8 protein-coding genes and 1 riboswitch are annotated in these 13,393 nt (G+C 70.4%); of the genes, 6 read left to right on the forward strand and 2 right to left on the reverse strand.

Annotated elements, in window-relative coordinates:
- The first annotated feature begins 31 nt into the window (after positions 1-31).
- From panD to metH, 4 genes are all read left to right on the forward strand, one after another.
- The gene (panD, locus tag AB0J58_RS16605; protein ID WP_343973513.1) at positions 32-460 is read left to right on the forward strand and encodes an aspartate 1-decarboxylase; all 429 of its coding nucleotides are present in this window, start codon (positions 32-34) and stop codon (positions 458-460) included.
- Positions 457-756: a phosphopantetheine-binding protein gene (locus AB0J58_RS16610; RefSeq protein ID WP_364216103.1), complete on the forward strand. Its 300-nt coding sequence runs from the start codon at positions 457-459 to the stop codon at positions 754-756. The genes panD and AB0J58_RS16610 overlap by 4 nt, the downstream gene beginning before the upstream one ends.
- Positions 737-5,041 carry an amino acid adenylation domain-containing protein gene (locus tag AB0J58_RS16615; RefSeq protein ID WP_364216106.1) on the forward strand — a complete coding sequence of 1,435 codons (4,305 nt, stop codon included), beginning with the start codon at positions 737-739 and terminating at the stop codon, positions 5,039-5,041. Before AB0J58_RS16610 ends, AB0J58_RS16615 begins: the two co-directional genes overlap by 20 nt.
- Positions 5,042-5,100: 59 nt before the next feature.
- Positions 5,101-5,176, forward strand: a riboswitch (S-adenosyl-L-homocysteine riboswitch).
- A gap of 14 nt (positions 5,177-5,190) precedes the next feature.
- Positions 5,191-8,880: a methionine synthase gene (metH, locus tag AB0J58_RS16620; protein ID WP_364216109.1), complete on the forward strand. Its 3,690-nt coding sequence runs from the start codon at positions 5,191-5,193 to the stop codon at positions 8,878-8,880.
- 411 nt (positions 8,881-9,291) lie between these two features.
- Here metH and AB0J58_RS16625 read toward each other — a convergent pair whose 3' ends face one another.
- Positions 9,292-10,032, reverse strand: coding sequence for a hypothetical protein (locus AB0J58_RS16625; protein WP_364216112.1), 741 nt, complete (start codon positions 10,030-10,032; stop codon positions 9,292-9,294).
- Positions 10,033-10,473: 441 nt separating this feature from the next.
- On the opposite strand from AB0J58_RS16625, the gene fxlM reads away from it, so the two are divergent.
- Positions 10,474-11,706 (forward strand): methyltransferase, FxLD system, encoded by a 1,233-nt coding sequence (gene fxlM, locus AB0J58_RS16630; protein ID WP_364216115.1) that lies wholly within the window; start codon positions 10,474-10,476, stop codon positions 11,704-11,706.
- Between the two features lie 202 nt (positions 11,707-11,908).
- Here the strand turns inward: fxlM and AB0J58_RS16635 are convergent, their stop codons facing one another.
- Positions 11,909-12,340: a hypothetical protein gene (locus tag AB0J58_RS16635; protein ID WP_364216117.1), complete on the reverse strand. Its 432-nt coding sequence runs from the start codon at positions 12,338-12,340 to the stop codon at positions 11,909-11,911.
- 112 nt (positions 12,341-12,452) lie between these two features.
- Between AB0J58_RS16635 and AB0J58_RS16640 the strand changes: the two genes are divergently transcribed.
- A partial coding sequence (locus AB0J58_RS16640) for an ISL3 family transposase (protein ID WP_364216119.1) occupies positions 12,453-13,393 on the forward strand: 941 nt, incomplete at its 3' end.

Below are 13,393 nucleotides of genomic sequence, written 5' to 3' on the forward strand. Positions count from 1 at the left end.
GCACTGAATATCCGGTGAACGGAAGTCCGAGATGCTGCGCACGATGTTCAAATCCAAGATCCACCGAGCGACGGTCACCCACGCCGACCTGCACTACGTCGGCTCGGTGACGATCGACGAGGAGCTGATGGAGGCCGCCGACCTGTTGGACGGCGAGCAGGTGGCGATCGTCGACATCACCAACGGCGCCCGCCTGGAGACGTACGTCATCACGGGGGAGCGCGGCAGCGGGGTGATCGGCATCAACGGAGCCGCCGCGCACCTGGTCGCCCCGGGGGACATGGTGATCCTGATCTCCTACGGCCAGTACTCGGGGGCGGAGTTGCGAGGTTACCGGCCCCGGGTCGTCCACGTGGACGGGTCCAACCGGATCGTCCACATCGACCACGACCCCGCCCGCCCGGTGCCGGGGGCCGAAGACCAGTTCGCACCCGCGGGTGCGGCCAGGAGGCCACGATGAACACGCACACCCCCGTCCACCAGGCGCTGGCCGACGACTGGGCGCTGCTGCTCGGCCTGGACGCCGTCGGTTCCGACGACGACTTCTTCGAGGCCGGAGGCCACTCGCTGGTCGCCATCCAGCTCGTCGCCAGGATCCGGGCGCGGCACGGCGTCGAGGTGCCGGTCGCCGAGGTGTTCACCCACCCGACGGTGGGCGAGCTGGCGCAGGTCGTCCTCGGCCTGCTGGAGGACGGAGTGTCACCGCACTCACCGCACTCGCCGCTGGAGGTGGAAGGTGCCGGTCGTAGCGCCTGAGACGTCCCCACCCGGGCAGTCCTCGTCCGGAGCGTCCTCGTCCGGAGCGTCCTCGTCCGGGGCGTCCCCCGCCGGGACGCCGACGCCCGAGTCCACGCTCCCCGGGACGCCGACGCCCGAGTCCACGCTCCCCGGGACGTCCCGGCCGTTCGGGGGAGGGCTCTCGTACGCCCAGGAACGGATGTGGCTCGGCCACCAGCTGGACCCCGCCGGGACGGAGTACAACGTCTGCCTGGCGCTGCGCCTGCGCGGCCCGCTGGACGTCCCGGCACTCGCTGGGGCGCTCGGCGACCTCGTCGCCCGCCACCAGGCGCTGCGCACCGTCTACCCGAACGTCGAAGGACGGCCGGTGGCCTCGGTGCTGCCACCGGCGCCGGTCGAGCTGCCGGTACACCCCGTGGCCTCGGAGGAGGAGGTTCGCGGGACGGCCGCCGCCGAGGCGCGGCGGCCGTTCGACCTGGCCGCCGGGCCGGTGCTGCGGGCCCGGCTCGCCCGGCTGGCCGCCGCCGACCACGTCCTGGTGCTCACCGTGCACCACATCGCCTTCGACGAGTGGTCCATGGGCGTCTTCTTCAGCGAGCTCGACGCCCTCTACCGGGCCCGCCTCGCCGGTCTGCCCGACCCGCTGCCCCCGCTGCCGGCCGGGTACGACGAGGTGGTGGCGGCCGAGCGGGCCGTGGATCTGGCACCCGCCCTGGCGCACTGGCGCGGCGCCCTGGCCGGTCTGCCCACGCTCGACCTGCCCACCGACCGCGTCCCCGCCACGAAGTCCTCCACGGACTCCTCCACGGACTCCTCCGCGGAGGGGGCGACGCTGACCTTCGTCGTGCCGGCCGCCACCGCCGCCGCGCTCGGCGCCGTCGCCCGGCGCTGCCGGGCCACCCCATACATGGCCGGGCTCGCCGCGTTCGCCGCGCTGTTGTCGCGCCACTGCGGACAGGACGACATCGCGCTCGGCAGCACCGTAGCCAACCGTGCCGTGCCGCACTCCGAGCACCTCGTCGGTGCCTTCTTCAACACCGTGGTGATGCGCGCCGACCTGTCGGGCGACCCGAGCTTCACCGAGCTGCTGCGCCGCGTCCGCGCCTACTGCCTGAACACCCTCACCCACCAGCACCTGCCGTACCCGATGCTCGCCCAGGGCCGCGCCCCGCTGTTCCGCGTCCTGTACGAGCTGCACGCCGGCCTGCCTGGGGCCACCAGGCTCGGCGACCTGGCCGTGCAGCCGTTCGAGTTCCCCGACACCGCCGCCAAGTACGACCTCGCCCTGTCCCTGATGCCGGAAGACGACCACCTGCTGGGCCACCTGACCTACCGCGCCGACCTGTTCGAGACCGGCACCGCCCGGCGGCTCGCCGACTCCTTCGTCCACCTGCTCGCCCAGATCGCCGCCGCACCCGACGCGCCGCTCGACACGCTGGAGATCCTCCCGCCCGCCCAGCGCGAGGCGCTGCTCGCGGCCTGCCGGGGACCGGAACCACTGGGCTCGCCGGACCTCTGCGCGCACGAGCTGTTCGAGCGGCAGGTCCGGCGCACCCCGCAGGCCGTCGCGCTGACCTTCGGTGAGATCCGGCTGAGCTACCGGGAACTGAACGCCAGGGCCAACCGGATCGCGCACTGGCTGCGCGGCAGGGGCATGGGCCCGGAGAACGTCGTCGCCGTCCGCCTGCCACGCTCCGACTGGCTCGTCGCCGCCTTCCTCGGCATCTGGAAGGCCGGGGCCGCCTACCTGCCGCTCGACCCCGGTCTACCCGCCGCCCGGCTGGAGTACATGGTGGCCGACTCCGGCGCCCGGCTGGTGCTGGACGACGCGGCCGCCCTGGAGGCAGAGACCGCCGGGTATCCCTCCGCCGACCCGGACCCGGCCGCCGCGCCCGGCAACCTGGCCTATCTCATCTACACCTCGGGCTCGACCGGGCGGCCCAAGGGCGTCATGGTCGGTCACCGGGGCCTGGTGAACTTCCTGCACTGGTGCGTGTCGGCCTACGCCGTCGGCGGGGTGGGCGGGGCTCCGCTGTTCTCCTCGGTCGCCTACGACATGGTCGTGCCCAACATCTACACCCCGCTGGTGGTGGGCCAGAGCCTGCACGTCGCCGCCGAGGACACCGCCCTGGACGAGCTGGGCGCCGCGCTGTCGGCCCGGCCGTACGGGTTCGTCAAGCTCACCCCCGGACACCTGGAGGTGCTGGCCGGGCAGCTCTCCGCCGAGCAGGCCGCGGGTCTGGCCGGGGTCCTGGTGGTGGGCGCCGATGCCTTCCCCAGCCGGGCGCTGGCGTTCTGGCAGGCACTGGACCCGGCGCCGGTGCTGCTCAACGAGTACGGCCCGACCGAGGCGTCCGTCGCCAACTGCGTGCACACCGTGACCGGCCCGATCGGCGGCGAGCTGGTCCCGATCGGCAGACCCATTCCCGGCACCGCCATGTACGTGCTGGACGAGGCCATGCGCCCGCTCCCGATGGGGGTGCCCGGCGAGCTCTACATTGGCGGCGAGTGCGTGGTGCGCGGCTACCACGGCAGGCCCGCGCTGACCGCCGAACGCTTCCTGCCCGCCCCCTTCGGCCCGCCGGGCTCGCGGCTCTACCGCACCGGGGACCTGGGCAGGCTCCGCGCCGACGGGGAGTTCGAGTTCCTCGGCAGGCTCGACGACCAGGTGAAGATAAGGGGATTCCGTGTCGAGCTGGGAGAGGTCGAGGCCGCCCTGGACGAACTGCCGGGCGTCGAGCAGTCGGTCGTCGTCGCCTCCCCCGTACCCGACCCCCGAACCGAACCCGGAACCGCCCCGGTACCCGAACCCCGGCCAGGATCCGGAACCGCGCCCGTCCCCGGGCCCCGGCCCGGACCTGGAACCGTACCCGTTCCCGAACCCCGGCCCGGCTCCGGAGGAGGGCGAAGGCTCGTCGCCTACGTCGTCGGCACCGCGACGGCGGCCGAGATGCGCGCGGGTCTGGCCAGGAGCCTGCCCGAGTACATGGTGCCCTCGGTCTTCGTGCCGCTGCCCGCGATCCCGCTCAACCGCAACGGCAAGGTGGACCGATCCGCGCTGCCGGAGGTGAACGCCGCGTGGGACACGGGACAGGAGCCCGCCCCGCGCCGGGCGCGCACCGCCGTCGAGGGGCAGATCGCCGACCTGATCGCCGGGCTGCTCGGGATCGGCTCCGACGACGTCGGCGCGGACGAGGACCTGTTCGCCAGGGGGATCGACTCCCTGGGCGCGGTACGGCTGATGGCGAGCGTGGAGCAGCGGCTGGGCGTGAAGGTCAAGCTCCGCAGGTTCCTGGCCAACGCCACGGTCAGCGGCCTCGCCACCCTGGTGTCCGCGGCCGTCCCCGGCTCCGACCGTGGCTTCGGGCACGCCTCCGGAGGGTCTTCGGGGCACGGCGCGGACCGTGGCTCCGCGCACGGCCCCGCCTCCGACCCCTCCGGTCCCGGTCACGGTCAGGAGAACGGCTCCGGTCCTGCCCGGGAGCCCGGCCACGGCGCCGAGCCGGGAAGTGACGCTGCTCCGGCCGCCTCGCTCCCCGTGATCACCCCGTTGGCCGTCTCCGCACCCGCCGGAGCCCCGCTGTACTGCTTCCATCCGCTCGGCGGCTCCGCGCGCTGCTACGCGGGACTGGCGGCCAGGCTCGCCGCGTACCGGCCGGTCTACGCGCTGCAGGCGCTGGAGTCGGGGGTGAAGGCCGGTTCGCTGCCGGACATGGCCGCCAGGTACGCCCGGGAGCTGGCCGGTTCGGGTCTGGACCTGGCGCGCCCGTACACGCTCGCCGGCTGGTCGGCGGGCGGTGTGCTGGCCTTCGAGACGGCCAGGCGGCTACAGGAACTCGGCCACCAGGTCGACCGGGTGGTGCTGATCGACTCGGTGCTGCCCGAGGTGTTCGTGACCGACCTGCTGGGCGAGCTGGCCGAACTGGAGGCGCTGATCGACCGGCTGGCCCCGCTGGGCGCCGCCGAGGCCCGGCAGGCCCTGCTCGACTCCAAGGTGGGCTTCTTCGCCGGGCTCGGCATGACGCCCTCCCAGGTGGCCGCCTACCACGAGGCGTACGGGCCGGAGCTGCTGCGGCTCTGGCGCGACAGCCTGCGCGGCCTGGCCGGCTACCGGGCCGGCTGGCTCCACGGGCGCGTCACCCTCCTGACCAGCGAGCTGCACCCGCCCAGGCTGCGGGCCGTCCAGGAGGCCGGGTGGCGCCAGACCGTCTCCGACCTGACCGTCCACGAGATCCCCGGAGAGCACCACGAACTTCTCCGCGCCCCGCATGTCGACCTGATCAGCCGTTTTCTCATCGGCTGAGGGCGCCGGCGGAGGATCGGCCTTGGCGTCCTCATTTGTTTTTGGGTACGCTCGATCTTCAGGTCGAGAGGCGCTGCAACGGGCTCAGGCCCGCCACGCTCGACCGCGATCTGCTACCAAGGGCGCCTCCCACAACGGGAGGTGGTCCGATGAACGATTCTTCGAGGCACAGCGACGAGCACGGGAACGGCGTGCCGGGAGCGGACGACCGGGTACGGGCACTGCGGGAGCTGCTGGAGCGGCGGATCGCGGTGCTCGACGGGGCCTGGGGCACGATGCTGCAGGGCGCCTCGCTCACTCCGGCCGACTATCGCGACGAGCGGTTCGCAGAGCACCCGCGTGACCTGACCGGCGACCCGGACCTGCTGAACCTGACCCGTCCCGACGTCATCCTGGACATCCACCGGCAGTACCTCGCGGCGGGCGCGGACATCACCACCACGAACACCTTCACCGCGACGGGCATCGGCCAGGCCGACTACGGGCTGGAGCCGTGGGTGCGGGAGATGAACCTGCGGGGCGCCCAGCTGGCACGTCAGGCCGCGGACGAGGCGGGCGGGCGTTTCGTGGCCGGCTCGATCGGCCCGCTGAACGTGACGCTCTCGCTCTCCCCGCGCGTCGAGGACCCGGCCTACCGGGCGGTGACGTTCGACGAGGTCCGCGCCGCCTACGCCGAGCAGATCCAGGCGCTGGCCGACGGCGGGGTCGACCTGCTGCTGATCGAGACGATCTTCGACACGCTCAACGCGAAGGCCGCGATCGCCGCCGCGCGCGAGGTCGCCCCGCACCTGCCGCTGTGGATCTCGGTGACGATCGTCGACCTGAGCGGGCGCACGCTGTCGGGGCAGACCGTCGAGGCGTTCTGGAGCGCGATCCGGCACGCCGAACCGCTCGTGGTCGGCGTGAACTGCGCGCTGGGCGCCAAGGAGGCGCGCCCGCACGTCGCCGAGCTGTCGCGCCTGGCGGACACCTACGTGGCCTGCCATCCCAATGCCGGCCTGCCCAACGCGTTCGGCGGCTACGACGAGACCCCGGAGGAGACGGCGGCGCTGCTCGACGAGTTCGCCAGGGCGGGCATGGTCAACGTCGTCGGCGGGTGCTGTGGGACCTCGCCAGGGCACATCGAGCGGATCGCGGCCGCCGTGTCCGGCCTCCCGCCCCGCCAGATCCCGGCGCCGGCGGCCCGCACCCGGTTCAGCGGCCTGGAGCCCTTCGAGATCGGCTCGGACACCGGATTCGTCATGATCGGGGAGCGCACCAACGTCACCGGCTCGGCGCGTTTCCGGCGCCTGATCGAGGCGGACGACCACCAGGGCGCCGTCGACGTCGCCCTGGAACAGGTGCGCGGCGGGGCCAACCTGCTCGACGTCAACATGGACGCCGACCTGCTCGACAGCGAGCGGGCGATGACCACCTTCCTGAACCTGATCGCGACCGAGCCGGAGGTCGCCCGTATCCCGGTCATGATCGACAGCTCGCGGTGGAGCGTGCTGGAGGCCGGGCTCAAGTGCGTGCAGGGCAAGGGCGTCGTCAACTCGATCAGCCTCAAGGAGGGCGAGGAGGCGTTCCTGGAGCAGGCGCGGACCATCCGGGGCTACGGGGCCGGCGTGGTGGTCATGGCCTTCGACGAGCATGGACAGGCCGACACCGTCGAGCGCAAGGTGTCGATCTGCGCCCGCGCCTACGACCTGCTGACGCGGAAGGCCGGGTTCGCCGCCGAGGACATCGTGTTCGACCCCAACGTGCTCGCGGTCGCCACCGGCATCGCCGAGCACAACGGATACGCGAAGGCGTTCATCGAGGCCCTGCCGCTGATCAAGCAGCACTGCCCGGGGGCGCGGACCAGTGGCGGCATCTCCAACCTGTCGTTCTCCTTCCGAGGCAACGACGTCGTACGCGAGGCGATGCACTCGGCGTTCCTCTTCCACGCCGTGCGCGCCGGCCTCGACATGGGCATCGTCAACGCCGGACAGCTCGCGGTCTACCAGGACATCCCCGCCGACCTGCTCGAACTCGTCGAGGACGTGATCTTCGACCGGCGTGAGGACGCCACCGACCGGCTCGTCGCCTTCGCCGAGACGGTGAGCGGGTCCGGCACCCGCCGCGTCGTGGACCTGTCCTGGCGCGAGGCCCCGGTGGAGGAGCGCCTGTCGTACGCCCTCGTGCACGGCATCGTCGACTTCATCGACGCCGACACCGAGGAGGCGAGGCAGCAGCGGGAGCGCCCCCTGGAGGTGATCGAGGGGCCGCTCATGGACGGAATGAAGATCGTGGGCGACCTGTTCGGCGCGGGCAAGATGTTCCTGCCGCAGGTGGTCAAGAGCGCCCGGGTGATGAAGCGCTCGGTCGCCTACCTTGAGCCCTTCATGGAGGCGGAGAAGGAGCAGGCGCGGCTGGAAGGGCGCCTCGACAGCAGCCGAGGTCAGGGGAAGGTGGTGCTCGCCACCGTCAAGGGCGACGTCCACGACATCGGCAAGAACATCGTCGGCGTCGTGCTCGGCTGCAACAACTACGAGGTCGTCGACCTCGGGGTGATGGTCCCCGCCTCGGTCATCCTGGACACCGCGGTCGCCGAGGGGGCCGACGTCGTCGGGCTCTCCGGGTTGATCACACCGTCGCTGGACGAGATGGTCACCGTCGCCGAGGAGATGCGACGCCGCGGGCTGAAGCTGCCCCTGCTGGTCGGCGGCGCCACGACCTCGCGCCAGCACACCGCGGTCCGCATCGCCCCCGCCTACGACCACAGCACGGTCCACGTGCTCGACGCCTCCCGCGTCGTCGGCGTGGTCTCCGACCTGCTGGACGCCGAGCGGGCCGAGGAACTGGACGCGAGCAACCGCGCCGACCAGGAACGCCTGCGCGAACAGTACGCGAACAAGCAGCGCACCCCCCTGCTGAGCGTCGAACAAGCACGCGCCAACCCCGAGAAGGTCTCCTTCGAGGACCTGCCCGTCCCCGACTTCACCGGCATCCGCGTCGTGGAGCCGGAACTGGCCGTGCTGCGGGAGATGATCGACTGGCAGTTCCTCTTCCTCGCCTGGGAACTGAAGGGCAAGTATCCGGCGATCCTCGACCAGCCGGTGGCCCGCGAACTCTTCGACGACGCCAACACCATGCTCGACCAGATCATCGCCGAGGGCAGCTTCCAGGCCAAGGGCGCCTACGGCTACTGGCCCGCCCACTCCGAGGGCGACGACATCGTGATCGACGCTGTGATCGACGGCGATACGGCGGGTACGCGCGGCCTCCGCCTGCCGATGCTGCGCCAGCAGACGGTCAAGCCCGAGGGCCGGCCCAACCGGTGCCTGGCGGACTACCTGGCTCCGGCGGGGGACCACCTCGGCGGGTTCGCGGTGGCGATCCACGGCGCGGAAACCCTCGCGAACGCCTACCAGGCCCAGAACGACGACTACCGGGCGATCATGGTGAAGGCCCTCGCCGACCGGCTGGCCGAGGCGTTCGCCGAGTACATCCACCTGGAGGCGCGGCGGGCCTGGTTCGAGCCGGACGCCGATCCCCGCCTCGAGGACCTGCACGCCGAGCGCTTCCGCGGCATCCGCCCCGCGCTCGGCTACCCGGCGAGCCCGGACCACAGCGAGAAGCGGGAGCTGTTCGACCTGCTGGACGCCGACCGGCTCGGCATGGGCCTGACCGAGTCGTTCGCGATGACCCCGGCCGCGAGCGTAAGCGGATTGATCTTCGCCCACCCCTCGTCGCGGTACTTCACCGTGGGGCGGCTCGGCCGGGACCAGGTCGAGGACTACGCCGGGCGGCGCGGCCTGGACCTCGCCGAGGTCGAGCGCTGGCTGCGGCCCAACCTCGCCTACGACCCCGAGTAAGCCGAACCGGCTCCCCCGCGTCGCGCGTGGGCGATGCGGGGGAGCCGGTCTTCTCCGGCCAGCTGGTCAACGAGTCCGTCTGGGATGTCGTGATCTCCTCGTTCCTGATCGGCCGCTTCGACTGCCGGCCTCGTTGTCGTTTGTGCCGTCGGTGCTGGACGAGCCCGGGAGGCGTGGGCGACGGCCCTGCAGACCAGACCGGCCCATTGGCCGGCTCGGCTGCTCTGGTCGCGAGCTACCGGCTCAGGCGCAAGGTGACCATGCGCCGTTCAACCGCGAGTGCATCGCGCCGACGCTGGCGGCCCTTGCCCCGGCGATGGGTCTACGACCGGCCTACCGCAGTAATTGACGTTCACCGGAAATCATGTTCGATCCTGTCCGAGCATCTTCAGGGCAGGGGGTCTTCTCGTCCTACTGGTGCTCGTGGTTCGGGGGCGTGTGCGCGGGTGGTGGCGACGGTGAGGTGGCTGTCGGCTGGGTTTTCTGGGGGGCATCCCATGACTCGGGGGGCGGGCCGAGGATCTTCCTCGCCGCCTTGATCACGAACCGCCCGAACAGGTGGTTCCCGCCTGCACCGATGCCGACCCCAATGAACAGAGGGACCTGCTTGCCGAGGACGAGCATGCCCTGCTTCACACCGTACTTGGTCACGAATCGCGGGCCGAGGATCTTGTTAGCCGCGTTGATCGTCGACATTGGAATCGACTGCACAATCTTCTTCCCCCAATAGGGCGCTGTGCGACCGATCAACGGGTCCAAGGCGGTAGTCGCGGCGGTGTTCCCCACGAGGACCGAAGTCACCAGAAACCTGCGTCGCTCGACGTCTTCGACATCCAAACCGTGGATCTCGGCGACTGACAGCGTGTACAGGACCGAGGACTCCAAGAACGTGAGCAGGTCGGCGAAAGCGACGGGAATCTGAGCCCATCCATTCGGGACAATCGCCGCCGCGCCTGCGCCTGCGCCTGTGGTCGTGACAGCACCGAGATAGACCTTGTTGAGATAAGAGATGAGCTCTGCGGGAGACTTGCCAGGATGGACACGACGGAGACGCGCGACGTTCTCGGCTGCCAACGAGTACTGAGCCTCCAGCGCCTTGCTGAGGCCTGCTTTCACAACGGCCTGGGGATCGAACTTCTTCTCTCCTGCCACGAGTCGAGTTTGGCAGAGGGCTCCTCCCTGGTCTTCTGATTGCTCAAGCTCCCGACGAGCGGAGGTGAAAGATCTGCGATGCGAGCCCCGTCGCAGCGGGGCGAGCGTAGCTGACGACAGCCTGAACAGAGAGGTGTCGGCATAGGCGAGAGCAGCCGCGACAAAGCCGGGGCGCTCCAGCACTGCCAGATGGGTCGGGTCCGGCGGGCGAGACGCAGAGGTGTACGCGAGGAACCGGCGTTTACGTCCTGTAACGAGTCACTGGCTCGAACCTGGCGGATCTGGGCCTGTCGATCTAAAACTGACGGACATCGTTGACACGCCCCGACTCAGCCGAGAGGCGCAGCTACCCCGATAACTCCTGCGCTTCCTGAAGCGAACACGCAGGCATGGGACCGCCACCGCGCGGAAACTGTCGCGCGCAGGGACTACAGTCGGCCGGTGACCGCCGACACCCTGCCTTCCGCCACCCCTGATCTGCTGCGCGCCGACATGGTCGCAACGCTCAAGGAACGAGGCTCGATCCGCTCCCCGCAGGTCGAAGCGGCCTTCGCTGCGGTACCGCGTGAGAGGTTCGCGCCCGAGGCGCCGCTGGAGGCCGCCTACTCAGCCCAGGACGTGGTCGTCACCAAACGCGGCCCGAACGGCAGGGCGACGAGTTCGATCAGCGCGCCCTGGCTCCAGGCCGAGATGCTCGAAACCGCACAGCTCACCCCCGGCGCGAAAGTTCTCGAGGTTGGCAGCGGCGGTTACAACGCGGCACTCATCGCCGAGATCGTGGGCACGGACGGGCTGGTGGTCACAGTGGACATCGACCCGTTCGTCACCGGGCGAGCGGCCCGGTTCCTCGCTGAGACCGGCTACCCGCACGTGCAGGTCGTGCTGGGTGATGCCGAGCATGCCGCCGCCGAGCACGCTCCTGAGGGCGGCTTTGACGTCATCATCGTCACTGTCGGGGTCTGGGACATCCCGTGGGGGCCTCTGCTTGCCCCGGCCGGCCGGATGGTGGTGCCGCTGCGGTTCTCCACGGTCAGCCGGTCCTTCACCTTCGTCCGGAACGGTGACCACTTCGTCGGCTTGAACCCCACGGTGTGCGGATTCGTCGCGGCTCAGGGAGTCGGGGCGCTCCCGGATCAAGAGGCGATCCTAGCCGACGGTGCGGTGAGGCTGACGCTCGAAGAGGGCCCCGCCCTTGACATCGCCGCGCTCGACCAAGCCCTGACCGGCGCCCGTAGCGAGCTGTGGACCGGCGTCAGGGTCGGCCGGGGTGAGCCGTTCGACTCGATGCATCTGTGGATCGCGACCACCGATGATCGGTTCGGCATGATCTGGCAGGACCCGGACCGCGACTGCGGCATGGTCAAGGTGGCGATGCGCTGGTATTGCCCCGTGCTCATCACCGCCGACAGTTTCGCCTACCTCACGATCCGCGAACTGCCCCGGGCAGAGGAGGCGGCGGAGCCCCGGTGGGAGTTCGGCGTCTGCGGGTACGGGCCCGCCGGCGCCGAACTCGCCCACTATCTCCATGATCACGTTCGGGTGTGGGACCGCGACTGGCGAACCCACTCCGCTCCGACGTTCACCCTCTACCCCGCCGATGCTCTCCCGCCTGCCCCGGCGGTTGGCCGGATTTTCCGCAAGCGGCACACCCAACTGGTCATGACCTGGCAGTAGCCGCTGAGCAGACGCACTGGTCTTCTTGAAGGTTGAGACTTTTCTCGATACTTGGCATCTTTTCAGGGAAGGTGGCCCATGATCATTTGCTGGGTTTCAGTGGAATTGGGCCGAGCCGCGGTAGCTGGAACCTGGCCATGGTTCTTGGAACCAGCTGATGCGTGCTCCTGGGGAAGGCATTGACCTGGGCCGAGCTTGGTGTTCAGGTTCGGGTTTTGAGGGTTGGGCGGGTCCAGAGGGTGAGGTCGCTGCTGGTGGCGATTGCGAGAGCACGTCCGGAGGGGGAGAAGCCGGCGGCGCGGAAGGTGGAGTAGTTGGAGTGGAAGATGTGCCACCATCCCTGTCCTGGTGGGTCTTTGTAGATGTTTCCGCCTGCTGAGAGCAGGATGCGGTCGTTGGGCCATTCGGGGCTGACGATGTCCAGGGCCCAGCCGTCGGGTGTGGTGTGGTGGAGTCCGCCGCCGAAGAGGCCGGCGATGTGGATCTGGGTGCCGGCAATCGGCCCGAGGCCGGGGCAGGTCAAGTCGGCAGAGGTGTCAGGTGTGCTGGTGTCCGGGTCGGGATCACGGTCTCGGGCAATCTTCGTGCCGGTGATCGCGTCGAAGAGTCCATGGCCGTCTTGGGAGACGACCATGACGATTCTGGGGGGTGTGTCTAGTTAACGGCTCTGTCCCGTAATCGGTGGTAGCCATGCGTCACCGGTGCCAGGCTGGGGTGTGCTGGAGATCGACGCTCTTGCGGGTGTGGTGTTTTCGGGGTTGTCTGCCCTGGTCATCGAGGGTGTGGTGGACGAGGGCAATCTGATTCGGGTGGTGGCGCGGACTCGGGACGATCCCGTGCTGTGTCCGGTGTGCGCGACGCCGACCGGCCGGGTGCATGGGTTCTGCGGCCGGATGGTCGCGGACCTTCCCGTGGACGGCCGGCGGGTGGTGGTGTCGGTGCGGGTGCGGCGGATGGCCTGCCCGGTGTGGAGTTGCTCGCGGCGGACGTTCCGGGAGCAGGTGCCCGGGCTGCTGGAGCGCTACCAGCGCCGGACGAACCGACTCGCCGATCAGTTGGGCGCGGTGGTGAGAGAGCTCGCGGGCAGGGCGAGTGCCCGGTTGTCTCGGGCTTTGGGCGTGCAGGTGGCGCGGTCGACCGCGTTGCGGCTGCTCAGGCGGCTGCCGCTGCCTGCGGTCGGAGTGCCGCGGGTGCTGGGCGTCGATGACTTCGCGTTGAGACGCCGCCACCGGTACGCCACGATCCTCATTGACGCCGAGACGGGGACGCGGATCGACGTGCTGCCAGGTCGCGGCGCCGAGGTGCTGGAGGTGTGGCTGCGTGCTCATCCCGGCGTGGAGATCGTCTGCCGGGACGGTTCCCTCACCTATGGTGAGGCCGTCCGCCGGGCACTGCCCGACGCGGTGCAGGTCAGCGACAGGTGGCACCTGTGGCGGAACGTGTGCGACAAGACCCTGACCGAGGTCCGCTCCCATACCTCCTGCTGGGCGGCGGTCAACCCGCCCCGTCCCGGGGGCGTCCGCGAGCGGACCACCCGCGAGCGCCGGCATCAGGTTCACGACCTCCTCGGCAAGGGTGTTGGCCTGCTGGAATGCGCCCGCCGACTCGACGTGTCCCTGAACACCGTCAAACGCTACGCCCGCAGGAGCGAGCCCGAGGAAGTCCGCCGTGCTCCGCGCTACCGACA

This window comes from Streptosporangium sp. NPDC049644 (assembly GCF_040675205.1).
In the GTDB taxonomy this organism is placed as follows: domain Bacteria; phylum Actinomycetota; class Actinomycetes; order Streptosporangiales; family Streptosporangiaceae; genus Streptosporangium; species Streptosporangium fukuiense.